The following is a 24,457-nucleotide window of genomic DNA, read 5'->3' on the forward strand; positions in this document are numbered from 1 at the left end:
AAAACTAGAAAACTAGAAAGCTAGAAAACTAGAAAACTAGAAAACTAGAAAACTAGAAAACCTGCTTGAACCCAAAAAGCCCCGAATAGTGATCTCCGAGGCTTTTCAATTTCAAAATTGGGTCAACTTATTTGTCTGATGCGTCTTCTGATGCCAATTGGCTTGCGAACCAAGCTGTGGCAACCGGGTTCACGCCGCCTTTGGAAGATGCCGTCACACCAACAACTGGGTTTGATTTGGTTTCGATGCCGGTGCCTGCCTCTGCTGCGAGATCTGCAAAGACTTCAACAGCTTCTGCAGTGATTGGTGTGTGGCTGTCCAGAACAACGGCTTCGATGCCGGTGTTGTCTTGTGCGAAATGTGCTTCGACGTCTTTGGCGCCAGCAAAAGCAGGAGCAGCAACAGTCAGGGCGAGGATGGATGCGATTACAGTTTTCATTTTCATATTCCTTACGGGTCTGGGTTCGTTTGTTTCGGTGGAAGTCTTTGTGCTTCCGATGAGATTGATTTGGGGGTGGCCGTGGTCACGTTCAATACACAGAAGCGTGAGGATTGGATTTAATATGTTCATATATGCACATATAACTGTGGAGCATTCTCACGACGGAAATCATTCTAACTTGCGTAGGCGCTGAAGATCGCTGACCATCGCCCCCCTTAAGTTGCCCGGGCTTGCATTGCCCAGCGCCCAAGCACATACAGGATAAAATAATTGTAGGAGTGAACCAGGTGGGACTACCGGTACAAAGTCAGCTCAAATATTGGGGCATCGCAAGCGCAGTTTTTCTCGTGGCGCTTTGGTACATCGGAAATGTCATGATGCCGTTCTTGTTGGGCGGGGCCATCGCGTATTTCCTAGACCCAGTTGCGGATCGCCTTGAGAATGCAGGCCTGTCTCGAACCGCGGCCACTGTAACGATCTCACTTGGTGCGGTTTTTGTGCTCATGGTGATCATCCTCACGATCATCCCCCTTCTTATAAACCAAGCCATCTCTCTGGTTGAGACAGCACCGCAACTCTTCACCCAACTGGAAGAGTTCCTAAGTTCTAAGTTCCCAGGCATCATGGATGCGGACGGCCCCATTAGCCAAGCATTGGGGAAAATCGGTGAAACAATCCAATCCCGTGGCGGCGAGATCTTACAGGCCGTCCTAAGTTCGGCGCAAAGCGTTGTAAACATCGTCCTACCTTTGGTGATCGCGCCTGTCGTGGCCTTCTATTTGCTGCTGGATTGGGACCGAATGGTTGCACAAGTTGATCGACTTTTGCCACGTGATCACGCGCCGACAATTCGCAGCATCGCGACACAGATTGATCGAACCCTTGCGGCCTTTGTGCGCGGTCAAAGTACCGTTTGTCTGGTATTGGGCACGTTCTATGCCGTGGCCCTTATGCTGGTTGGGCTAAACTTTGGCATTGTTGCGGGCTTTATCGCCGGCTTGCTGACCTTCATTCCCTATATCGGCGCGCTTGTTGGCGGTCTGTTGGCCATTGGTTTGGCGTTGTTCCAATTCTGGGGCGATTGGTGGTCCATCGGCATCGTGGCCGCGATCTTTGCAGTGGGGCAAGTCCTTGAAGGCAATGTCATCACCCCGAAACTGGTTGGAAAATCCGTCGGCTTGCATCCTGTTTGGTTGATCTTCGCGCTCTCTGCTTTTGGCACGCTTTACGGGTTCGTTGGCATGCTGGTTGCCGTACCCGTCGCGGCCTCTATCGGGGTGGTCGTACGATTCGCGATCACGCAATATGAAGACAGCCTCCTGTATCAGGGCCGTGAACGCTACGCCGCCACCCACCCTGAAGACACTGACGCAAACCCTGACACTGAATAATATGCAGCTGAGCTTTGATCTTCCTTCAGCGCCAGCACTTGGCCGTGATGACTTTCTGGTTTCAGAAAGCAACGCGATCGCAATGGCCGCGTTGGAAAACCCTGCGGCATGGCCTGCAGGAAAGCTGGCGTTGATTGGCGAAGCTGGCAGTGGGAAGACCCATTTGACCCATGTCTGGGCCGAGGATACAGAGGCCAAGATCTTTGACGCACGCCGCTTGAACACGGCCGACATCGAAGCCCTGGCCAGCGCCCCCCTGGCCGTGGAACACATCGAAGACATTGCGGGGAACCCTTATTTGGAACGCGCGATGTTTCACCTGCACAACTTGATTTTGGCCAATCGGCAACCTTTGCTGATCACAGGGCGCAGCGAACCCACCCATTGGGCCATCGCTTTGCCGGATCTCAAAAGCCGCATGCAAGGCACCCCCGCCATCCGAATTGACGCACCAGATGATCTGTTGCTGATGCAACTGTTGGTGAAATTATTCTTTGATCGCGGGATCGATGTGAAGGCCCCGGTGGTGGATTACCTTGTAAAACGCATGGACCGCAGTTTTCATGCCGCGCAATATCTGGTGCAAGCACTGGACCAAGAAGCCTTGGCACGAGGTAAGCCAATTGGATTGCGCCTCGCCGGAGAAGTTCTGGACAAAATTGCACCCGAAAGCGCATAACGTCACGAAAGCTTCACAATTTTTCGCCAGGACACGCCCATGACTGATGCCATGAACCGCAGCGACTTCCTGAAAGCGCCCTTTCCAACCCCAATCGCCCTATCCCATGAGGAATGCGGCGGGCCAAAGCGCTTTTTCAATCGTGAATTAAGTTGGCTGGCCTTCAACTGGCGTGTGCTGGAAGAGGCGTGCAATCCACGTGTTCCCTTGCTGGAACGTCTGCGTTTTCTATCAATATCAGCCACCAACCTTGATGAATTTTACACTGTGCGCGTCGCAGGTTTGCGGGAATTGGCGCAGGCAGGCAACACCACCCCGGCCGCCGATGGCCTGACCCCAGCCGAGCAACTTCAACTGATCAATCACGACGCGCGCGCCTTGATGGAACGTCAACAAAACACTTGGGATGACCTGCGTGCTGAGATGGAAACACAGGGCATTCATCTGTTAACACGGGATGATCTGACCACTGCGGATAAGGAATATCTGGCCGATCACTTTCTCAATGAAGTGTTCCCTGTTTTATCCCCGCTTGCGATTGACCCGGCACACCCCTTTCCGTTCATCCCCAACACGGGCTTCGCGCTTGCATTGCATCTGGAACGTAAAAACGACAAGCGCGGCCTCCAGGCTCTTTTACCGGTTCCACAACAAATTGACCGTTTCGTCGCCTTGCCCACGGGCAACGGCTGCCTCAGATTTTTACCGCTAGAGGAACATCTTCTGCTGCACATCGAACAGCTTTTCCCAGGATATCGAACCAAAGGGTCCTGCGCCTTTCGGGTTCTGCGAGACAGCGATCTTGAAGTAGAGGACGAAGCAGAAGACCTTGTTCGCGAGTTCGAAGTCGCCTTAAAGCGCCGCCGTCGAGGACAGGTTATTCGTTTAAAACTATCCGCGGGCGCACCACGTGGTTTGCGCAAAATGATCATGGAGAACCTCCCTGCAACTGTTGATGAGCTAATTGAGATCACCGGCATGATTGGGCTGGCCGATCTGTCGGAACTGGTGATTGATCAACGCCATGATCTGTTGTGGCCCGTGTTCACACCGCGTGTGCCTGAACGTGTGCAAGATCACGATGGCGACATGTTCGCCGCGATCCAGCAGAAAGATATGTTGCTGCATCACCCTTACGAAACCTTTGATATGGTTGTACGTTTTCTGCAACAAGCCGCCCGCGATCCGAATGTCGTGGCGATCAAACAAACCTTATATCGCACCTCTAAGAACTCGCCGATTGTGGGGGCGCTTTGCGAAGCTGCCGAAGACGGAAAATCTGTAACAGCCTTGGTTGAGTTGAAAGCCCGCTTTGACGAGGCCGCGAATATTCGTCAATCGCGACGTCTGGAACGCGCTGGTGCCCATGTGGTTTACGGATTTCTTGACCTCAAAACACATGCCAAAATTTCCACGGTGGTGCGACGCGAAGGCGACAGGTTGGTCACCTACACCCATTATGGAACCGGGAATTACCACCCGATCACCGCGCGCATCTATACCGATGTTAGCCTGTTCACTTGCGATGCCAAACTGGGCCGTGACGCAACCCGCGTGTTCAACTACTTGTCGGGGTATGCACCGCCGCAGGCCTTGGAAAACCTTGCCATTTCGCCTTTGACCTTAAAGCCACGCTTACTTGAAATGATCGCCCGCGAAGCCGCATTCGCCCGTGCTGGTAAACCCGCTGAGATCTGGGCAAAGATGAATGCCCTGATCGAACCTGAAGTTATTGACGCTCTTTATGCCGCCAGCCAAGACGGTGTGAAAATCAGCCTCGTGATCCGTGGGATCTGCGGCCTTCGCCCAGGCATCAAGGGCCTGTCTGAAAACATCCGCGTGAAATCCATCGTTGGGCGCTTTCTGGAGCATTCCCGCATTGTTTGTTTTGGCAATGGCGCAGAACTGCCCAATAAAAAAGCCCGGGTCTATATTTCGTCTGCCGATTGGATGGGCCGCAACCTGAACCGCCGGGTCGAGACATTAATAGAAATCACGAACGCAACAGTGAAAGCCCAGATCGTTGGGCAAGTCATGGCAGCAAACCTTGCAGACGAAGCACAAAGTTGGGTGATGGCAGCCGATGGAAGCTTCAACCGACCTGATTTCGCAGCTGATGCCCGCCCCTTCAACTGCCATCGTTTCTTCATGGAAAACCCATCACTTTCAGGGCGAGGATCTGCGGGCGCGTCTGATGTGCCCCAACTGACACACAGCCATGATGATCCATAAGTTTGACCCAAATCAGAGATCACACCGTGATTTCACTGTATCAACACGCCCTACAGATTCGCCCCCGAACACACGGAACCCGACATGACCCGTAAGAAAAAAACCACCCGTGGCGACAGTGCATTGCACGATGACTGGGGCCTATTTGGTCGGCCATTGTTTGAAGATTCAGCCGCGCGCGATCTATCCCGCGTGGGTGTGGTTGATGTTGGGTCCAACTCGGTTCGGATGGTGGTCTTTGACGGCGCGGCGCGCTCGCCCGCCTACTTTTTTAACGAAAAAATCATGTGTGCGTTGGGCTCAGATCTGCCCGAAACTGGGCGTTTGTCCGTGGTGGGACGCGCACGCGCTTTATCTGCCATACGCCGCTTTCAACAATTGGCCAAAGGTATGGGCCTTGATGAATTAACCGCCGTCGCCACCGCAGCCGTACGCGAAGCAGAAGACGGACCCGATTTCTGTGCCGAGGTCTTGGTTGAGACCGGATTAACCATTCAAGTCATTGATGGTTTGGAAGAAGCCCGCCTGTCTGCACAGGGGGTGCTTTTGGGGTGGCCTACCGCCCGGGGCTTGGTCTGTGACATTGGCGGATCATCCATGGAACTGGCCGAAGTCTCGGAAGATGGCGTCGGACAAACCATCACATCATCCCTAGGCCCACAAAACCTGAAAGCCGTATCCGGCGGGATAAAGGGCCTCAAAGCCCATATCAAAGCCGGCGTCGAAGACCTACGCGCGGCCATGCCAAAAGACTATGAGCGCATCTATCTGGTGGGCGGTTCATGGCGTGCAATTGCGCGTCTTGATATGGAACGGCGCGGATACCCTCTTACCGTTTTGCACGAATACCGGATGACACCGAAATCTGTGATGGACACGGTGAAATGGATCGAACAACACGACTTGGAAGACCTTCGCGCACGCACCGGAACCTCTGCCGCGCGTATGGTGCTTGTGCCCGAGGCCTGTCGTGTTTTGAAGCAACTCGTGCGCAGCTTTAAGCCACGTGACATCGCTGTATCCTCATATGGCATCCGCGAGGGCATGCTCTATGAACAAATGCCTGAACGCCTGCGCCATCGCGACCCCCTGATTGAAGCCTGCCGTTTCGCCGAGGTCAAAGACGCTAGGATGCCTGGGTTTGGCAAGGCTTTGTATGAATTCATCCAGCCCCTATTCAAATCCTCTGGGGCTGATCGCCAGCGTCTGATCAAGGCGGCCTGCCTGTTGCATGACGTGACTTGGCGCGCCCATCCTGATTTTCGGGCCGAGGTCTGTTTTGACAATGCAACACGGGCAAATCTTGGTGGATTGCGCCACCGAGAACGTATTTTCCTGGGCCTCGCCCTGTTGCATCGTTACAAAAACAATCGGGATGGGTCGCGTTTTGAAGAACTGTTCGAAATGCTGACAGAGCGTGAGATCCGTGACGCAGAGATCCTTGGCAAAGCCATGCGTTTCGGCGCGATGTTCTCGGTCAAAAGCCCAAATGAAGTCGCAGCCCTAAAACTGTTTCCGCAGAAAAAACAGCTGGAATTATCCCTAACAAAAGAAGGCGACGCCTTGTTCGGCGAAGTGGCTGAATCGCGTTTCAAATCTCTTGCGGCATCCTTGGATTCGCAGACATATTTGAAGCGCAAGAAATCTGTAAAGGTAGACCCCTAAATTTCAGTTTCGGATGGATCAGCCTGTTCCAATGGGGACTTTCGACGAATGATAATATCGCCATTGGGAAGCACCTCGGGCAGGTCATAAGCAGAGAAATCACCAATCTTATCACGCAATTCCTGCATGACCGGCCCCATGTCTTGGGCAAGACCCTCAAGGTTTTCCAAGGCGGGTTCCATTTCATCAAGAAGACCGCGCAACAACAGTTTGGCCCCCTCTTCCATCAGGCTAAAACCTTCGTCCGTCGAAGTGGCGTCTTGGGCTCGCACGGCAGGCGCAGTGACGCTGAGGGCCGCAATCAGCCCGAATGTGCCAATCTGTTTCATGCCCTCAATATAGGGCATGACGGGCGATTCTTTAAGGGTCAGAGATCAATATCTATGGTGACTGGAAAATGATCTGACGCGGTCAACAAGGCATCGCGCAGTTTTTCGTCATTATAGCAATCCCCATCGTCAAAGGGATGCCAGATCCGCCAATTGGATTTCAGCTGACGCAGTTTTCCCGACACCATGATATAATCAAGCAGTGCTGACAGATATCGATTCTCCATACGCTTGAAAAACCGCGAGGTCGTCGGAATAGCAATGCCATGGCGCAGCAATGCTTGACGAGCGTTGGGGTCAAACAGGCAATTTTTACCTTCCTCACCCAAGACGACCTCAACACCGGATCGCCCAAACAGTTTTTCAAATTCATCCAAACCAGGGCCATCATTGAAATCACCCAAGACGATGATGTCATCATCTGCTTTGACATGTTCGACCACACGCTGACGTAACCAAATACATTGGGCCAGCTGCTTGCGACGGTTTTCTATGGAAATGCGCCGGGCATCCGCATCATTCTTCGCCCCATGTGGCGCTTTTGATTTCACGTGCACCCCAATCATGCGCAGCGCCTTGCCCGATTTTGTCTTCACCGATAATTCCAGCGGTGGCTTTGAAAAGATTACCTTTTCTGGCGTTGCATCCACATCAAGATCCATTGCGAATTCAGTATCGAAACGTGGCGATCCTTTTTCAGCGGCATTTATTGTCCCCTTGGGATCATGTTCAGCCGTCATTTTACTTGGATCAAACAACAGCGCAATTTCCTGCTGCGTTTCATTTGCAAACCCAGTAACCGCCTTGGATTGGCGCAAATGATACCGCTTTGCCAAATTTTCAAGCGCTAGACTTGCAGATCGTTTCGCATGGCTGTCGGGGGCTTCGATGAACATAATCGCATCAGCGTCAATTTCGCGCAAAACCCGCACAATCGCATCCAACTGCGCCTTGCGTTTCACATTCCAGCGCCCAGACCAGTTTTGGTCGGATATCGGTTGATCATCGGCATCAAAAAGCGAGTTAAACCATTCGACGTTCCATGTGGCTATGCGCATTAAGCAGGCTCAGTCTGATGTAAGGATTGGATTTCTTCCCAGGCCTGATTGATCGCGATCAAACGCCCCTCGGCCAATTTCACGGCTTCTTTCGGCAGTCCGCGCGCCATCACGCGATCGGGATGCATCTCACGGACCAACCCGCGCCAAATCTTGCGAATATCGCTCATGGGGGTTTCCGTGGTGACGCCTAAAACGTCGTAGGGGTTTGGTGTCGTATCAGGCACAAAACGTGTTCGCAGGGATCGAAACATCATTTCATCCATGCCCATAATTGTCGCCACGCGCGCAAGGAAATCATCTTCTTTTGGGTGGTATTCCCCATCCGCCATCGCGATGTGAAACAAACCTTCCATCAGAAAACAGGTGCGACCGTCTTTTTCGTCAAACATCCTTGCAATGCGTTCGGCATAGGTTTCAAACCCGGCAACATCTTGACGCGCAAGGTCAAATACACGCGCAGCTTGAACCTCATCCTCAGAACTAATCTGAAAAACTTCGCGAAACGCGGTCACCTCGTCGCGGGTCACCTGACCATCGGCCTTTGCCATCTTAGCACCAAGAGCAATAACAGCGATGGTAAACGCCACCGAACGTTCGGGCGTGGAACGCAGCTTATCGAACACCTCTGACAGGCTCTCGCCCGACGCCAGCGCAGAAATTGCATCACTGATACGTGTCCAAATACTCATGCCACAATCCTAACGGCAACTGCGAGGAAAGTCCCGCCCGTTCAGAGGTGCTTGAACAAAAGGTGAAGATCAAGCCAGTTTTCGTGTTTTCGCCCGGCTTGCGGCAAAATCCCGCCATCTTGGAAACCAATTGCCTGATGAAATGCCAAAGCCGCCGTATTCGCACCAGAAATCGCCGCGACCACAGTGTGAATATCTTGCGCGCGAAGATCCGCTTCCAATTGATGCATCAAGGCACGCCCCACCCCGCGTCCCTGCGCCCCCACAGCAAGATACACCGTACTTTCCGCCGTATATGCGTAACCCGGGCCGTCGCGAAACCCACTTGCACAAGCAAAACCAACAACACGTTGATCCACCTCGGCAACGAGAAAAGGCCAAGGTGTTTGCATGCGCGTGACCAAGGCCTTTTGGTCTTTTTCTTCCGTGGTAAACGTCGCCAAACCCGTTTGAACTTCCGCATTCCAAATGTGTGCGATTTCGGGTGCGTCACCGGCCAAGGCCCGACGGATGTTCAACGCAATACTTTCACGCCTTGGGGCGTGTCAAAATGGGCAATAAACCCAGGGTCGTCTGCCTGGAACTGCAACTTTGGGCCAACAGTGTTGATAAAGTAATCTTCCAGCTCAATTGCTTGCGGGTGATGTATTTCGAAGTTGGAAAGGCGCAAGCCAGAGGCGGGCAAACGCTGTGCCGGGTGAGCGGCCCCATCCCAAGCGATAAGGGCAGGCGAGCAGTTGTCAAAAGGCAATTTTCCAGTGTCGGGCACGGCCATCTGCCAGCGCAGATCCGCACGCGACAGCGAAATTGGTACACCTGATTCTTTTGGCGCGGCATCTATTCCCGCAGCCAAATCATCACACCGCAAAATCCAATTCGTGACACGTGGCTGACCTTTGAAATTATCCAGGTCAAACCACCGTCGACGGTCTGGGTTCGGCACATCCGGGTTGATCGAGATCACTTCCATATACAGCCCATCCGCCAGCCCCAGAAGACGGTTATGCGTGCCCATCAAAGGGTGTTCGCCACCCGCCGCCATAGAAACGCCCAGCATATCTTCGACATATTCCACCCCTTCGGCGAGCGTTTCCGCGGCAATAGCGATGTGGTCAAATGTAAACATGATGGCCTCTGGGTTGTTTGCACTAGAAACGCAAAAGCGGGCTAAAAGATCAATGCCTTCAGCCCGCTTTTCACAATTTTTACGCAAACGCGTTGATCAGAATGTTTCCACGATCAGTTGCGCATTGCACTGGCTGCCGTCAAATGTGCCGATCCAAATATCATAGATACCATTCCCACCTGGACGGGTCAGGCGAATTTTTGGATCCGCGTTTCCGTTGTCATCATCATCAAAATACCAGTTCGTACCGGCAGTGTTGATCAGCAAGGTTGAATCACACTGGCTTTCGACACGAAATTCTAACTGATAGCCTTTGATGCCATTGATCGTGATCGAAAAGTCCGGCTTTCCAATCACATATCCAGGCATTGGGCCCGTCCAATTGTGCGCACGCAGACCACAATTCTCAAGATTATATTGTCCGCCAGCAGTCACATTGAAACGCTGCGGCGTATAAAGTTGGGAACCAGACAGTTCATGTCTTTCATTGCCCCAAAGCTGGTAGTCCGGGCAGGCCTGCGCCCCCCAACTTGTCGCCATCAAAATAACTGCACTAAAAAACAATCGCATAAGTATCTCCCCCAAAAAGTCAGCAACCGTTAGGTGTAATACTACACCAGTCGTCCTATGTCTCAAATGTTATTTTGCCTTCAAAACCTGTATATATGTACAGGTTTATGCCGAAAATCACATCCAATCTGCCTTATATATACTGTAATTATTGGCATAAATATGGCGCGATTTCGTCTCTTTCGCGCATCGAAAACAGGGCCCGGACCATTCTAATAAGACAGCCACGGCATCCCAATCAGGAAGCCATGGCCAATTTCTTCAGATTACAAAACTATCGTTTAGTCGCCGCTTGCAACGCCATCCGCATGGTACCTAGCACGCCGCGCGCGGTAGCTGGGCAAGACAAGCAAGATCAAAGAGATCGCCAATAGCCCAAGTGTCATGGGGCGTTCCCAAATGAAGGCAATACCATCATAAAGCTGCATTGAGCGGGCAAAATTATCTTCCAACATGCCGCCTAGAATGAAGCCAATCAACAGTGGTGGAAGTGGGTAATCAGCGAACTTTAATGCCGTTGCGCATATGCCGAACCCCACGAGGATCAACAGCTCGGTTGCGTTATTTTGACCGATGTACGCCCCCATCAATGTGAAGAATAGGATGAACGGTATCAAAAAATTACGCGGAATAGACAAGACTTTTGCGATGTAAGGGATCAGCGGCAAGTTTAGAACCAACAGTACCAAGTTTCCGATAAACATCGACATAATGACAGCCCAGAAAATCTGCGGCTCATCAATCATAAGGCGCGGACCAGGTGACACATTCAGGGCAATCAGCGCCCCCAAAAGGATCGCCGTGGTGCCCGAACCCGGTATCCCCAGCGTCAACAATGGCACGAAAGACCCGGTACAGGCCGCATTGTTTGCCGTTTCTGGCGCGGCCAAACCCTTAATGGACCCTTTACCAAACTCAGCCTGTTCTTCTTTGGTTGCTAGATTGCGTTCAACTGCATAGCCCAGAAAGCTGGCAATCGTAGCCCCAGCACCAGGCAAGACGCCGATAAAGAACCCCTGAATAGACTGACGCCCGATCACCGGCGCAATAGCGCGCGCTTCACTTCTCGTGATGCGAAGATCCTTGATTTCCCCACCAGAACTGCCCGTTTCCTTGGGCTTTAACACAAGGAACAAAGCTTCTGGCAAAGCAAACATCGCCATCGCAAGCGTGATGAAACCAAGCCCAGATTGCAAATCCATGATGCCGCCAGTAAAGCGGGGTAAGCTGAACAACGTGCCTTCGCCAACGGTCGCCAAGATTAAGCCAAACAACGTCATGATGATCGCCTTGGCGACCTGCCCGGTGCCAGCAAAGGCGGCGATGGCAGACAGGCCCACGACCATAAGGGCAAAATATTCGGCTGAATGAAACAGCAACGCTACAGAAGACAGCATCGGTGCGAAAATCATCAACAAGATCGCGCCAATCGTTCCCCCAGCAAAACTTGAGATTGCAGCAATGGTCAGTGCCTTACCTGCCTTTCCCTTCTTCGCCATGGGATAGCCGTCAAAACTTGATGCAACAGTTCCCGCAACCCCAGGGGCATTCAGCAAAATCGAAGATGTCGAGCCGCCAAAAATCGCGCCATAGTAAACACCCGCAAGTAAGATAAGCGCCGCCGAAGGATCCCCCATCGAGATCGCGACAGGTATCATAATGGCGATGATCGACATCGGACCAAGCCCCGGCAGCATGCCAATGAATGTACCAATGAGACACCCTGCGATGACCATCGCGAGGTTTTGAAATGACATGGCCGTTTGCAGGCCAATCAGAAGTCCTTCTAGCATATCAGCCTCCCAAAATACCGGGCAATGGGCGCATATAAATGCCCAAAACCTGTTGAACCAAATACCAAACAACCATCGTCGCGATCAGGGCGACTGTGATCATCAGTATCCATTTGCGCTCGCCCAGAATGAACGAGCCAAGAAACAGGAATAATGTCGTGGAAAAGATAAACCCCACCGGACGTAGGCACAGCGCATAAGCAACCATCAACCCCAACAGCATTATCGCTTGCCCCAGCTTATATTCATGCAGTCGGCGATAATCGATATCAGCTTCTTTTGGTTCCGATTTCTCAATCCCGGACAACACCACAAGACATGCGATGACGGCGAGAATTGATAAAACCTTAGGAAAGGTGCTTGGCCAAATCGGGTTACGCTTCATAAATGGCGCCAGCCCCGCGTCCATTGTGAACCACGCCGTATAGCCATAGGCCAAACAAATGCTAAGTAATATCAATGCAATCCAGCGATCTAGCGCCATGACATGTCCCCTGTGTTAAAATGGCAGAGCGACGGTCCGCTCTGCCAAGATAGAACCCCTTATAGGAAGCCCAATTTGGTCATCAGATCGCCCAGAACTTGTTCTTGGTTTTCTAGAAACGTTCTGAAATCTTCGCCAGAGTTATGGATGTTCACCCAACCATTGCGCGCGCGCACAGCTTCCCATTCCGGGGTGTCATACATTGCTGCAATCGCCTCTTGGTAGGCCGTCACTTGATCAGCGTCCAAGCCAGGTGCACCAAAGAATCCGCGCCAGTTCACAAAGCTCATGTCGATGCCTTGTTCTTTCATGGTCATCGCATCCGCAGCGGCAGGTACACGTTCGTCCGCAGTCACCCCGATGATCTTAACCTCGCCCGCATTGGCCAAGTCTATGGCTTCTGACAGTCCAGTGGACAGGGCAGCGATTTCACCAGACAGCAAGGCCGCCATTGCATTCCCACCAGCGTCGTATGGAATATACTTCACCGCAAGCGCGTCTCGGCCAGCAGCTTCCATCGCCATAGCTGCAACCAAGTGATCCATACCACCAGGCACAGATCCCCCACCAATCGCCGTTGCAGCTGGATCAGCGTCATAAGCGGCAACCAAGTCACCCATGTTGTTGATCGCACTGTCTTTGCCAACCACAATCGCTGCGTAATCCCCGATGGTGCCTGCAACCAATGTCAGGTCACGGAAACTTTGCGGGAAAACGCCGGTCAGCGAACGGATCACGATTGGGGTCGAATTGACCATCAAAGTGCCTTCGTTGCTTTCAGCATTTTCGATCAAATAGCCGATCGCTTTGCCGCCACCACCGCCGGACATGTTTTCATATGTTGCCGTGCCCACAAGGCCTGCGCCCGTCAGTGCTTCGCCGGTACCGCGCGCGGTTCCATCCCAACCACCACCGGCCCCGCCGGGGATCAGAAAGTGGATGCTATCCATAATTTTGTGGCCATCAGCATAGGCGCTGGAACCAAAAGTTAATGCGGTTACAGTCGCCGCGATAAGAGCTTTACAGCCTCGTTCAAAAGTCATCATATTTTCCTCCCATTTGACAACTGACTGCACTGCAGCTCAGTTAAGGGGACTAAATCACGCCAACCTGACATGTACCTGACATGTACCTGACAGGCCCTTGGCGCGACAAAAATACGCGACAAATTTCACGCCCAAACGGGGAGGCAACGCCATGAAATTTTTACTCATCGAAGACAATCGAGAATTGGCCCATGCGATTGCCTCGCGCATGCGGATTGATGGCCATGTCATTGAACACGCTGAAAATTTAGAAGACGCAACAGCCTTTGTTGAGACGGGGGAATACGATTTAATCCTGCTGGATATCATGCTGCCTGACGGGGATGGGCGCGTGTTTTTAAAAAAACACCGGGCCGGAAATTTGGACACGCCGGTCATCATTCTGACCGCCCGAAGCCAGGTGTCAGATCGAATCGGATCTCTTGATCTTGGGGCGGATGACTATGTTACGAAACCCTTCGATCACGCCGAACTCGAGGCCCGCTGCAGGGCAGTATTGCGGCGAAAGGCCGGCAAATCCCAAACCATATTTGAAACCGGGGGCATCGTTTTTGACCCCGTCGCAGGTGTGCTGTCCGTACGCGGTGAAAACGTAAATCTACGCAATCGCGAATTGCGTCTTTTTGAGGTTTTAATCAACGCCCCGCGCCAGGTTTTCTCAAAGCAGAAACTGGCAGATCGCCTATTTTCATACGATGAGGACGCGTCGGAAAACGCAATTGAGGTCTATATCGGGCGTTTGCGTAAACATCTTATCCCTTCGGATTTGAAGATCACGACCCTGCGGGGCATGGGATATCGGCTTGATTATGAAGGTTGATTTACACGGTTCTCGGTCTCTCAGAAATCGCTTGATGTTGGCGCTAATTGGCGGTGCCGCAACCCTTGCTTTACTGCTGTTTTTTGCAATCCGGAATTACGCCGCACAAATTGCGCAACACACCCAAGACACCATTCTTGGCGCCTCTGCGACCTCGATCTTGGATGCAGCCGTGGTATGGAACGGGGCCGTTGAAGTTGACATCCCCTATGCGTCGTTCTCAATGCTGACGACGCCCATGGATGACCGGGTTTTCTACGCCATTTACCAAAATGATACGTTTTTATCCGGTTACCCCGAACTTGCCATTGCCCCAATTGCGGCCCCCATCGGGGATCGGGACAATCGTTTCCAAACCATCCGCCACCAAGGCCAAGATATGCGTGTCGTCACAGCAAGCCGCACCATGATTGGGCAAGATGGGCGCATGCAGGTTCGTATCGCATTGGCGCAAACTCAGGATGCATTGTCGGGAACATTGGCACAGATTTCACGCAATGCGGCGATTTTTGGCACGGGCTTTTTCGCGCTGGCGGCCCTGCTGTCGTTCTGGGCAACCTCTACGACCATCGGGCAATTGAAACGTCTGACACATTCAGTGACCCGCCGGGGTCCGCAAGATTTAAGCCCATTCAAAAAGCCCGTTCCGTTGGAAATGTTGCCCTTGGTCAGATCTTTGAATTCGTTGATGGCGCGCCTAGACCATTCGCTCAGTCAATCTGAAGATTTCATCGCCGAAGCCGCCCATCGTGTGCGCACGCCGCTCGCGACTGTGCGATCTTACGCCGAAGCCACTTTGCAACGCGTAGACAAGAAAGAAAACCGAGACGCCATGCGGGCCATGATGCGCGCAATTGACGAAAGCTCAAGGGCGGCGGGCCAACTTTTGGATCACGCGATGATCACGTTCCGGGCAGACCATCTGGAACGCCAAGATATCGATCTTGTTGGATTGGTCGATGAACTTGTGCTGCGGCTAACGCCAATTGCCGAGATGAAAGACCTGACACTTCAGCTGAAAAGTGAAGGTGCGGTGCATTATTCCGGCGACCCAATTCTTATCCAAAATGCCGTGCGAAACTTGATCGACAATGCGTTGAAATACTCGCCCGCAGATGGGGTCGTGACCATTCATGTTTCAGGCGACCCGAGACCGAAGATCTCAGTGTGCGATAACGGCAAAGGGTTCCCCAAGGATGAAGTCGGAGCCCTGCCCACACGCTTCAAACGCGGATCGAACTCCGAAGGCACGATCGGGTCCGGCTTAGGTCTTACAATTGCGATGGATGTGGCCACGGCACATGGCGGCAACCTTCAGTTATCAAACCAAGAAAAGGGCGGAGCATGCGCTTTATTGTTGCTTTAATCTTATGGGCATTGCCCCAGTCCATTGCGGCACAAACCTGGGAAGATCAGCGATTGTTCAATGGTGGCGCATCCGGTCAACCCTTAAGGATTATTTCCAGCACGGACACATCGCTGTTTGCCCCGATCATTGAACGTTATGTTGCGCAATTTCCCGACACCGCTGTTGAATATTTGGTGGCAGGAACGGCAGACACAGACCGCATATTCAGAGCAAACCCAGAAGCATTTGATGTGGTCATTTCCAGCGCTATGGATTTGCAATTCAAAGCTGCGAACGATGGCTTGGCGCGCCAATTGCCGGATATCTCGCACCCAAGCTGGGCCCAATGGCGACAAAGCCTGTTCGCTTTTACGTCGGAACCTGCCGCCATCGTGATCAATCGTGCAGCTTTCGCCGGCCACCCTATTCCAAGGACCCGCCAAGAATTGATCGAAGCTATGCGCGCAAGACCCGATGTGTTTCGCGGCCGCGTTGGAACCTACGACGTACGCAAGTCAGGTCTTGGGTATTTATTTGCCACGCAAGACGCACGATCATCGGAAACCTACTGGCGCTTGATGGAAGTTATGGGAGCCTTGGATCTGCGGTTATATTGCTGTTCGGGAGAAATGATTAACGACCTGTCAGATGGAACCATCGCGGTCGCCTATAATGTTTTGGGCAGCTATGCCAACGCACGTATCGAAAGTGAGGATGTCATTGAAGTTATATTCCCATCGGATTTTCCAACAACCATGATGCGCACTGCCATGGTCTCGGCCAAAACGCGTCGCCCCGAAGCCGCGACGGCCTTTATCCAACATATAATTTCGCTGCAATACTCAGGAGGTAGAAACGCCTTTCCTCTCCCCCCTTTGGCCCCTCAGATCAATGATGTTGAATGGGCAACAATCGCATTGGAACCTGCATTAATGACATTTCTAGACAGGCTTAAACGCCGTCGGTTCCTGGCGGAATGGCAAGATGCGGTTATCCAGATCAGGTAGCGTTGAAATCTAGCCCCCCCAAACCATTAATGCAGCAGTAACAATAATCTGTCACTGCTGCATCAACGGGGATAAACGATCTGACGCTTACGCCTCGCGTAGGATTTTGAGAATATCTTCAGCCGCATCGGGGATGTTCGTGCCGGGACCAAAGATTGCTTTGACCCCCGCATTATACAGATAATCATAATCTTGCTGTGGGATCACCCCGCCACAAATCACGATGATATCTTCCGCGCCCTGTTCTTTCAAAGCGTCGATCAACTTGGGTGCCAAGGTTTTGTGGCCCGCCGCCTGCGAACTGATCCCAACAATATGCACATCGTTGTCGATCGCGTCTTGTGCGGCTTCTTCCGGGGTCTGGAACAGCGGGCCAACGTCGACATCAAAGCCGATGTCAGCAAAGGCCGTTGCGATGACTTTTGCGCCGCGATCATGACCATCCTGGCCCATTTTCACGACCAGCATACGGGGGCGACGGCCTTCCTCGCTGGCGAATGCCTCAACTGATTTTTGAATGTTCGCAAAGCCCTCATCACCTTCATAGGCCGCGCCATATACACCTGCCAATGTCTTGACCTCCGCGCGGTGGCGTCCAAACGCCTTTTCCATTGCTGTGCTGATTTCGCCCACTGTTGCACGCGCGCGCGCCGCTTCCACGGCCAGTTCCAACAGATTTCCTTTGCCAGAAGACGCGCCGACCTCAAGCGCCGCAAGGGCGCCTTCGACCGCCGCGACATCGCGCGTTTCGCGGATGTTCGCCAGACGCGCGACCTGTGCTACGCGCACGGCAACATTGTCCACATCCAGGATATCAATCGCATCTTCTTTATCGAGGCGATATTTATTCACGCCCACAATCACTTCGTCACCACGGTCGATATTCGCCTGACGGCGCGCAGCGCTTTCTTCAATCCGCAGCTTCGGCATGCCAGAGGCCACGGCCTTGGTCATGCCGCCCATTTCTTCGACCTCTTCCATCAAGGCCCAAGCCTTATCCGCCAGTTCAGAGGTCAGGCTTTCCACATAGTAAGAGCCCGCCAGCGGATCGACCACATTGGTGATGCCGGTTTCTTCTTGCAAGATCAGCTGCGTGTTGCGCGCAATCCGCGCCGAGAAATCTGTCGGCAGTGCGATGGCTTCGTCCAATGCATTGGTGTGCAGGGATTGCGTCCCGCCCAGCGCTGCCGCCATGGCCTCATAGGCTGTGCGCACGACATTATTGTAAGGATCTTGTTCCTGCAAAGACACGCCAGAGGTTTGACAATGGGTCCGCAACATGGATGATTTTTCGAGCTTTGGTTCGAATTCTTCCATCACACGATGCCAAAGCAGGCGGGCGGCGCGCAGCTTCGCGGCTTCCATGAAGAAGTTCATGCCGATGGCAAAGAAAAAGGACAAGCGGCCTGCGAATTTATCCACGTCCATGCCCGCATTGATCGCCGCGCGCACATATTCACGACCATCCGCCAGCGTATAGGCAAGTTCCTGCACAAGGTTCGCACCGGCTTCTTGCATGTGATAGCCGGAAATCGAGATCGAGTTGAATTTTGGCATCTCATTTGACGTATATTCAATGATGTCAGAGATAATCCGCATGCTTGGTTCAGGCGGATAGATATAAGTATTGCGCACCATGAATTCTTTTAGAATGTCATTCTGAATGGTGCCCGCGAGCAGGGATTTATCGTGACCTTGCTCCTGGCCCGTCACAATAAAGCTTGCCAAGATCGGGATCACGGCACCGTTCATCGTCATGGAAACAGAGACTTTATCCAACGGGATACCATCGAACAGGATCTTCATATCCTCAACGGAATCGATCGCTACACCCGCCTTACCAACATCACCAACAACCCGCTCATGATCACTGTCATAACCTCGGTGAGTCGCCAAATCGAAGGCCACCGACACGCCCTGTTGACCTGCAGCAAGCGCCTTGCGATAGAAAGCGTTGCTTTCTTCGGCGGTTGAAAAGCCCGCGTATTGGCGGATGGTCCATGGGCGCCCCGCATACATGGTGGATTTCACACCACGGGTGAAAGGCGCGTGCCCAGCCGTCGTGCCCAGGTGATCAACACCCTCCAAATCCGAAGCGTCATAATACGGCTTAACATCGATCCCCTCTAAGGTTTTCCAAGTCAGATCCTCAACCGGACGGCCGCGCATTTCTTGTTCAGCCCGTTGTGCCCACGCCTCTGGCAGCGGAGTATTCTTCTTTGAAACCATAATCTTGTCCTCTCAGGTCTTCGTCCCAGCCGAGCGCATGCTCGTGGTCGTCAATAAATGTTAAGCCTGACCCGTCCTGTTCACGAAGCCACGCTAGATCTTCGGCATAGGCTTCTTTAAGAGCCTCCGAATGCCAGGTTGGAAAAGGCATCCAACTGCCCATTCCGTCATCGAATATTTTTGAATTTTGCGGGGTCTCGCCCCGATCTTTCACGACATCGCGCAAATATTTTTGTGTCGGTGCCATTGCGTGCACTTCCCTTGCGGCCCTTATACCGTCGGGTATGCAAACCCCCGTCAACAAGGCCAAAACCCGTTCTGGCTGCGTCGAGACGCGTTCGTATGGCAACACCATAATCTCAGCACCTGGAAAAACCGCTTTGATGTCTTCAATCAACGTTTTCCAACGTCTGGGTTGCGTGATCAAGCGATCCAAGGTTGCTTCGCTGGGCAAACTATGGCCCGCGGCAACAGATACAGCCAACTGCGATGCCCACCATGTGTCATAACTGCGGATCGACAGTGTGATACGCTTCAGATTGGGGATAAACCCATTCCGCGCCCGCATCAAACGTGCCTTGGCATGAGGGTATAGATACCCCGTCGTCACATTTTCCGCGATATTGCCCAACAAATTCGGCTCAGACAGCAAGATCTGTTCAAATCCGTCGCGTTGCTTTTCAGCCAACATCAAGCGCGTCAAACCGCAGGCCCTATGAACCCGACGATCTTGTTCGCTGGTGCTGAAATCGGGATGACACATCATACCCGTGAAAAGCCCGGCGCGTGTATCATTGGTACCTACAAAGGCAAGTTTTTCAGCGCGTAATGCATTCAGATTTTGAATGAGAAAATTATGAAAGCTTGTCGTTGCGGTGCGGTGCGCACCCACACAAAGAACCAATTCCACCGACTGTACCCCCACCATATCAACACGGCCTAGATCACCCAATTGCCCCAGAGCAATCGTTTTTTCTGGACCACCACGCCCTTTGGCCAAAGATGGCATGGAAGCCGTTTCAGAAGGATTAATCGTTCGAAGAATCCCAAAAAACGCCGTGTATCCACTCGCAATCGGATCAGAATGGTATATCTCTGAGTAGAGGGAGCACGTGATGAAACGAATACACTCATATTTTTCAGGTTTTGCCGGGATATTATTGGCGGGGATTTCTGCCTTGCACGTCTTGCCGACACAAGCCCAGGACGCTGCCCCTACCTTGACGGTATTGGACGCATCAACCACGACCAGCGACCCATTACTCTGGCGGTCTCGCTTGATTGTGGTTTTTGCTGACAGCCCACTTGATCCACGTTTCACCGACCAGATCACAAAACTGGAAGCCGGTGCCGAAGCATTGCTTGATCGGGATGTGGTGGTGATCACAGACACGGATCCGGCGGGTATGACTGAGCTGCGCCAAGATCTGCGTCCGCGTGGGTTTATGATGGTGTTGATCGGGAAAGATGGTGTGATCCGTCTGCGCAAACCCTTTGCTTGGGGTGTGCGCGAAATCAGCCGATCCATCGACAAAATCCCCCTGCGCCAGCAAGAAGTTCGCGACCGACGCACATCAGAGTAACTTTTGGGGAACGGCATGTTCTGCGTCATAGCCCGGAACCTTCCATGGCAGCACAATCTCGCGCATGCACACATGCTGCCAGCCACGCAGCGACTAAAGCGGTCACCGCTGCAAGCCCGTTCCAAATGGGCGATTTAGGAATTTTCCCGAATTCAAGTATCAGCACCACAGCCAAGCCCCCAGCCGCGAGGGCCAGGGATGCAAGGGCAAAGCCGATTATGAAGCGGGTTTGACTCATTCGAACTCGAGGATCACATCGTCAACCGCAAGGCTATCACCCGCAGCCGCGTTGACTTTGCTGACAACGGCTTTCTTCTCAGCACGCAGGATGTTCTCCATTTTCATGGCTTCCACAGTGCAAAGTGTTTGGCCTTCTTGCACTTCATCTCCAACGGCCACCGCAACATTCACGATCAGACCAGGCATTGGACACAGAAGCAAACGGGACGTATCCGGTGCGACTTTTTCAGGCATCAACGCCGCCAATTCGGCTTGACGTGGGCTGCGCACACGCACGATCAAATCTGCCCCACGCGACCGAATACGGAAACCTTGCGTGATCTTTTCGACCTTTAGAACCAGAGGGCTGCCATCGACGTTCAGACGCGCAAGACTGTCACCCGGTGTCCAATCCGATGCCACACGATGCGTGCGCCCATCATCGAAATGCACAGTCGATCCATCGTGATCTGCTTCGATCTCAACTGGGATGTCTTCGCCTTGGATGTTCACAACCCATTCTGCGCCAACTTTGCGTTCATGGTTGCTCATCCGGCCAGACACGCGCGTGCGGCGAATTTCAGCAACACGATGCATCGCCGCGGCAGAGGCTGCGATGCGCTGAATGGCGTCGCGGTCCAATTCGACCCCTTCAAACCCGTCGGGATATTCTTCCTCGATGAAAGCGGTCGTCATCTCGCCCGAGGTGAATTTCGGGTGATCCATCACGGCAGATAGGAACGGCAAATTGTGCCCGATCCCTTCGAGTTCAAACCCATCCAAAGCGTTGCGCATATGTTCAATCGCCGTCGCACGATCCGGGCCCCATGTGCACAGCTTTGCGATCATCGGGTCGTAATACATGCTGATCTCGCCGCCTTCAAAGACGCCAGTGTCATTGCGCACAACTTCATCTGCCTGCACGAGTTCTTCCGGGGGACGGTATTTCACCAAACGACCAATTGAGGGCAGGAACCCACGATAAGGGTCTTCGGCATAGAGACGGCTTTCAATCGCCCAGCCGTTCAGTTTCACATCTTCCTGTTTGATCGTCAGCTCTTCGCCATTGGCCACCCGGATCATCTGTTCAACCAAATCAACACCGGTGATCATCTCGGTCACCGGATGTTCCACCTGCAGGCGTGTGTTCATCTCAAGGAAGTAGAAATTCTTATCGCCATCGACGATGAATTCCACAGTACCAGCAGAGGCATAATCAACGGCCTGCGCCAATGCGACGGCCTGATCGCCCATGCGTTTGCGGGTTTCTTCATCCAAGAAAGGTGATGGTGCTTCTTCAATCACTTTTTGCTGACGGCGTTGGATCGAACATTCGCGTTCGCCCAAATAAATCCCGTTCCCGTGACTGTCACACAGCACCTGAATTTCGATGTGACGTGGTTGTGTCACGAATTTTTCGATAAAGATCCGGTCATCACCAAAGCTGTTTTTCGCCTCGTTCTTAGATGACTGAAACCCTTCGCGGGCCTCCTCGTCATTCCAAGCGATGCGCATACCTTTACCACCACCACCGGCAGAAGCTTTCAACATCACGGGGTAACCAACCTCGTTGGAAATCTTGACCGCCTCATCGGCGTCCTCGATCAGTCCCATATAGCCAGGAACTGTGGAAACACCTGCTTCTTGCGCGATCTTTTTGGACGTGATCTTATCGCCCATCTTTTCAATCGCACCCACAGGCGGGCCAACAAAGGCAACGCCTTCCGCAGCCAAGGCCTCAGCGAATTTCGAATTCTCAGACAGGAACCCATAGCCTGGATGCACAGCTTCAGCGCCGGTTTGGCGGATTGCATCCATAACTTTGTCGATCACGATATAGGACTGGTTCGCAGGAGGCGGGCCAATGTGCACGGCTTCATCCGCCATTTTCACATGCAATGCATTGCGGTCCGCATCTGAATAGATCGCCACTGTTTTGATCCCCATGGCACGGGCAGATTTGATAACGCGGCAGGCAATTTCGCCCCGGTTTGCAATGAGGATCTTTTTAAACATCTTCTGTCCTTGTCGTTTAATTCATGCGCCAGATGGCAGCGGTTAAGGTGAAGGCCATGGCCCGGATCAAGTAGAAACGCAAAAACCGGAACACGCCTGCGCATGTCCCGGTTTCATCATTATTGTCAGTGTTGTTAGACGCGCCCAAAGCCCGCCAACCTGTGAAACTCTATTAGTTACAGATGTTAACGTCGTCGCAGAGCGCGCCAGCCGCACCGCCGATTGCTGCCCCCGTGAGAAGGTCACCGCCTGTGCTTTTTGCAACGACCGCGCCAACGGCAGCCCCTGCGGCTCCGCGTTCAAGGTCGTTGTCAAGGCATCCTGACAAAAGTGTAACTGTGAAGACTGCTGCTGCGATATATTTGAATGGCATATGTCCTGCCTTCCTAGTTGATCCGGGTTGTGACCCATTTCTACCGCGAATGCCGCACGGCAAAAAGCCCGCGCCTTGATCGCATCGCAAACGGCAGAAAACCGCGTAAAAGAGGGCATAAACACGCTCATTCGTCGTCCACCTCAAAGGCATCTGGGAAATTCGCACGCGCCAATTTTTCGTTCACCACCAAAAGCGCATCATAACTTGCCGGATCAAAGGGATCTTCAGCCGCAATGATTTCGCGACCAAAATGCCATGACAAACGTCCAGCATCTAGGTTGCCGCGTTCAAAAGGTTCCATACCAAAATGCTGGATAATGGCCTTTATAAACCCCGCATCCGCGCGACGGTCAGGTGGGCGACGGTCCGCATAACGTTCGCGTTCGGTCAGGGGGGTGACCCCACCCTTGTTCGGACGGCGAATGATAAACTGATAATCTGTGCCCGGAAGTCGGCCCGGGAAGCCACGGTGTTTTAGCATTTTAGCTGTTCCCACTGTTTAAAGGTTGCGGGAAAAGCTGTTTCACATCTGACCCCAGTAAAAAAGGCCAGATGTGCATAATCCATCGGTAATCCCGATTTGTGACGGGTTAATGCACGCCGCCGCCCGTATCGCTGTCATCCCGGTCATACTCCATGCACGGAGATAACGGATGTGGCCGGTAACTTCCTGCAGTGCACTCTTCGGAGACTTCATCTGGCAATACGCAAGGATTGATCTGATCAACACCCCCATCACTGATGGCATCACCGTCATGACTTGGAGTTGACCCATCGGAACAGCCGACAACTGCACCGAATTTATTGAAGATCGGTTCGGACTGAATGCGTATTTGTTCTTCTTGCTGGGAACACGCCCCCAAAGCAAGAACCAGTCCGAAACAAAGGCCTGTTGCAATAGTTGATTTAAACATAATTTGCTCCGTAAATATTGGTGTGTTGTCCACAGACTATAGACCAAAGAATTGAACCCGTCATACAAACGTACGGCACGGTCAGAAAACAACAGGAGGAGCGCCCCTAAGTTGCTTGGGGGGGTGTCGGGGGCAGATAAATTCTGCCCCCAGACGATATTACATTTTGTTAGATACTGGCTCAGAAACAACTGGCGCAACATATGGTGTTGGCTCTTCTTGCTGAGCTGCACATGCAGATACGAAGGCAACGAGGCTAAGAGCGATAAGAGCTTTTGCAGTACGGGACATGGTAATCTCCTGTTAAGTGGTTTGGGGTATTTCCCAATATTCAAAAAACGGTAACCCGAAAAGTTAACGCCTGAATGACACTTGGCATATTTTTCGCCATTCGAAAACACACTCAATTCGCATTCGGCGTGTTTCTGCACGATCTGC

Annotated in this window: 26 protein-coding genes; 8 read left to right on the forward strand and 18 right to left on the reverse strand. The window is 52.6% G+C overall.

The genetic code is table 11. From position 1 onward, the window contains the following. Positions 1 to 127: 127 nt before the first annotated feature. Positions 128 to 439 (reverse strand): hypothetical protein, encoded by a 312-nt coding sequence (locus tag RJ38_RS15995; protein WP_039019885.1) that lies wholly within the window; start codon positions 437 to 439, stop codon positions 128 to 130. A gap of 290 nt (positions 440 to 729) precedes the next feature. Here RJ38_RS15995 and RJ38_RS16000 point away from each other — a divergent pair, with 290 nt between their 5' ends. From RJ38_RS16000 to RJ38_RS16015, 4 genes are all read left to right on the forward strand, one after another. Next, positions 730 to 1,833 (forward strand): AI-2E family transporter, encoded by a 1,104-nt coding sequence (locus RJ38_RS16000; protein ID WP_039019886.1) that lies wholly within the window; start codon positions 730 to 732, stop codon positions 1,831 to 1,833. A 1-nt stretch (position 1,834) separates the two neighbouring features. Continuing rightward, positions 1,835 to 2,512, forward strand: a complete 678-nt coding sequence (locus RJ38_RS16005; protein WP_039019887.1) for a P-loop NTPase family protein — start codon at positions 1,835 to 1,837, stop codon at positions 2,510 to 2,512. 51 nt (positions 2,513 to 2,563) lie between these two features. Beyond that, positions 2,564 to 4,744: an RNA degradosome polyphosphate kinase gene (locus RJ38_RS16010; RefSeq protein ID WP_039019953.1), complete on the forward strand. Its 2,181-nt coding sequence runs from the start codon at positions 2,564 to 2,566 to the stop codon at positions 4,742 to 4,744. An 84-nt stretch (positions 4,745 to 4,828) separates the two neighbouring features. After that, on the forward strand, positions 4,829 to 6,409 hold the full coding sequence (locus RJ38_RS16015) for a Ppx/GppA family phosphatase (RefSeq protein WP_052245487.1): 1,581 nt from the start codon (positions 4,829 to 4,831) through the stop codon (positions 6,407 to 6,409). On the opposite strand, the gene RJ38_RS16020 is transcribed toward RJ38_RS16015, so the two are convergent. The 9 genes from RJ38_RS16020 to RJ38_RS16060 all read right to left on the reverse strand — a co-directional run bounded on the left by RJ38_RS16020 (position 6,406) and on the right by RJ38_RS16060 (position 13,504). Then, positions 6,406 to 6,756, reverse strand: a complete 351-nt coding sequence (locus RJ38_RS16020) for a hypothetical protein (protein WP_238321740.1) — start codon at positions 6,754 to 6,756, stop codon at positions 6,406 to 6,408. The two genes, RJ38_RS16015 and RJ38_RS16020, sit on opposite strands and share 4 nt — an antisense overlap. Before the next feature lie 20 nt (positions 6,757 to 6,776). Next, positions 6,777 to 7,796, reverse strand: coding sequence for an endonuclease/exonuclease/phosphatase family protein (locus tag RJ38_RS16025; protein WP_039019888.1), 1,020 nt, complete (start codon positions 7,794 to 7,796; stop codon positions 6,777 to 6,779). Then, positions 7,796 to 8,488 carry a molecular chaperone DjiA gene (locus RJ38_RS16030; RefSeq protein ID WP_039019889.1) on the reverse strand — a complete coding sequence of 231 codons (693 nt, stop codon included), beginning with the start codon at positions 8,486 to 8,488 and terminating at the stop codon, positions 7,796 to 7,798. Before RJ38_RS16030 ends, RJ38_RS16025 begins: the two co-directional genes overlap by 1 nt. Positions 8,489 to 8,529: 41 nt before the next feature. Next, positions 8,530 to 9,006: a GNAT family N-acetyltransferase gene (locus RJ38_RS16035; RefSeq protein ID WP_039019890.1), complete on the reverse strand. Its 477-nt coding sequence runs from the start codon at positions 9,004 to 9,006 to the stop codon at positions 8,530 to 8,532. Beyond that, complete coding sequence (locus RJ38_RS16040) at positions 9,003 to 9,614, reverse strand: VOC family protein (protein WP_039019956.1); 612 nt, start codon at positions 9,612 to 9,614, stop codon at positions 9,003 to 9,005. Before RJ38_RS16040 ends, RJ38_RS16035 begins: the two co-directional genes overlap by 4 nt. A 96-nt stretch (positions 9,615 to 9,710) precedes the next feature. Then, positions 9,711 to 10,184 carry a hypothetical protein gene (locus RJ38_RS16045; protein ID WP_052245488.1) on the reverse strand — a complete coding sequence of 158 codons (474 nt, stop codon included), beginning with the start codon at positions 10,182 to 10,184 and terminating at the stop codon, positions 9,711 to 9,713. Between the two features lie 281 nt (positions 10,185 to 10,465). After that, positions 10,466 to 11,977, reverse strand: coding sequence for a tripartite tricarboxylate transporter permease (locus tag RJ38_RS16050; protein WP_039019891.1), 1,512 nt, complete (start codon positions 11,975 to 11,977; stop codon positions 10,466 to 10,468). A 1-nt stretch (position 11,978) separates the two neighbouring features. Beyond that, complete coding sequence (locus RJ38_RS16055) at positions 11,979 to 12,461, reverse strand: tripartite tricarboxylate transporter TctB family protein (protein ID WP_039019892.1); 483 nt, start codon at positions 12,459 to 12,461, stop codon at positions 11,979 to 11,981. Between the two features lie 59 nt (positions 12,462 to 12,520). Beyond that, the gene (locus RJ38_RS16060; RefSeq protein WP_238321741.1) at positions 12,521 to 13,504 is read right to left on the reverse strand and encodes a tripartite tricarboxylate transporter substrate binding protein; all 984 of its coding nucleotides are present in this window, start codon (positions 13,502 to 13,504) and stop codon (positions 12,521 to 12,523) included. A 154-nt stretch (positions 13,505 to 13,658) separates the two neighbouring features. Here RJ38_RS16060 and RJ38_RS16065 point away from each other — a divergent pair, with 154 nt between their 5' ends. The 3 genes from RJ38_RS16065 to RJ38_RS16075 are packed head-to-tail and all read left to right on the forward strand — an operon-like array spanning position 13,659 to position 16,682. Continuing rightward, a complete protein-coding gene (locus tag RJ38_RS16065) occupies positions 13,659 to 14,327 on the forward strand; it encodes a response regulator transcription factor (protein ID WP_039019894.1) in 669 nt (222 codons plus the stop codon). Continuing rightward, positions 14,317 to 15,693, forward strand: a complete 1,377-nt coding sequence (locus RJ38_RS16070; RefSeq protein WP_039019895.1) for a sensor histidine kinase — start codon at positions 14,317 to 14,319, stop codon at positions 15,691 to 15,693. The genes RJ38_RS16065 and RJ38_RS16070 overlap by 11 nt, the downstream gene beginning before the upstream one ends. Beyond that, positions 15,672 to 16,682 carry an ABC transporter substrate-binding protein gene (locus RJ38_RS16075; RefSeq protein WP_039019896.1) on the forward strand — a complete coding sequence of 337 codons (1,011 nt, stop codon included), beginning with the start codon at positions 15,672 to 15,674 and terminating at the stop codon, positions 16,680 to 16,682. Before RJ38_RS16070 ends, RJ38_RS16075 begins: the two co-directional genes overlap by 22 nt. A gap of 87 nt (positions 16,683 to 16,769) precedes the next feature. Here the strand turns inward: RJ38_RS16075 and scpA are convergent, their stop codons facing one another. Beyond that, the gene (gene scpA, locus RJ38_RS16080; protein ID WP_052245489.1) at positions 16,770 to 18,911 is read right to left on the reverse strand and encodes a methylmalonyl-CoA mutase; all 2,142 of its coding nucleotides are present in this window, start codon (positions 18,909 to 18,911) and stop codon (positions 16,770 to 16,772) included. Beyond that, on the reverse strand, positions 18,859 to 19,920 hold the full coding sequence (locus RJ38_RS16085; protein WP_039019897.1) for a hypothetical protein: 1,062 nt from the start codon (positions 19,918 to 19,920) through the stop codon (positions 18,859 to 18,861). Before RJ38_RS16085 ends, scpA begins: the two co-directional genes overlap by 53 nt. 106 nt (positions 19,921 to 20,026) lie before the next feature. Between RJ38_RS16085 and RJ38_RS16090 the strand changes: the two genes are divergently transcribed. Beyond that, complete coding sequence (locus RJ38_RS16090) at positions 20,027 to 20,494, forward strand: DUF4174 domain-containing protein (RefSeq protein ID WP_039019898.1); 468 nt, start codon at positions 20,027 to 20,029, stop codon at positions 20,492 to 20,494. Positions 20,495 to 20,519: 25 nt separating this feature from the next. Here the strand turns inward: RJ38_RS16090 and RJ38_RS16095 are convergent, their stop codons facing one another. From RJ38_RS16095 to RJ38_RS19410, 6 genes are all read right to left on the reverse strand, one after another. Beyond that, positions 20,520 to 20,732, reverse strand: a complete 213-nt coding sequence (locus RJ38_RS16095; RefSeq protein ID WP_039019899.1) for a hypothetical protein — start codon at positions 20,730 to 20,732, stop codon at positions 20,520 to 20,522. After that, positions 20,729 to 22,729, reverse strand: a complete 2,001-nt coding sequence (locus RJ38_RS16100; protein WP_039019900.1) for an acetyl-CoA carboxylase biotin carboxylase subunit — start codon at positions 22,727 to 22,729, stop codon at positions 20,729 to 20,731. Before RJ38_RS16100 ends, RJ38_RS16095 begins: the two co-directional genes overlap by 4 nt. A gap of 172 nt (positions 22,730 to 22,901) precedes the next feature. Continuing rightward, positions 22,902 to 23,102, reverse strand: coding sequence for a hypothetical protein (locus RJ38_RS16105; RefSeq protein WP_039019901.1), 201 nt, complete (start codon positions 23,100 to 23,102; stop codon positions 22,902 to 22,904). Positions 23,103 to 23,229: 127 nt separating this feature from the next. After that, entirely contained in the window at positions 23,230 to 23,586 is a 357-nt protein-coding gene (locus RJ38_RS16110) for a hypothetical protein (protein WP_039019902.1), read from the reverse strand. Between the two features lie 109 nt (positions 23,587 to 23,695). Beyond that, positions 23,696 to 24,019 carry a hypothetical protein gene (locus RJ38_RS18985; protein WP_156121909.1) on the reverse strand — a complete coding sequence of 108 codons (324 nt, stop codon included), beginning with the start codon at positions 24,017 to 24,019 and terminating at the stop codon, positions 23,696 to 23,698. A 159-nt stretch (positions 24,020 to 24,178) separates the two neighbouring features. Beyond that, complete coding sequence (locus tag RJ38_RS19410) at positions 24,179 to 24,310, reverse strand: hypothetical protein (RefSeq protein ID WP_272945949.1); 132 nt, start codon at positions 24,308 to 24,310, stop codon at positions 24,179 to 24,181. Positions 24,311 to 24,457: the final 147 nt, after the last annotated feature.

Source organism: Halocynthiibacter namhaensis (assembly GCF_000812685.1).
Classification (GTDB): domain Bacteria; phylum Pseudomonadota; class Alphaproteobacteria; order Rhodobacterales; family Rhodobacteraceae; genus Halocynthiibacter; species Halocynthiibacter namhaensis.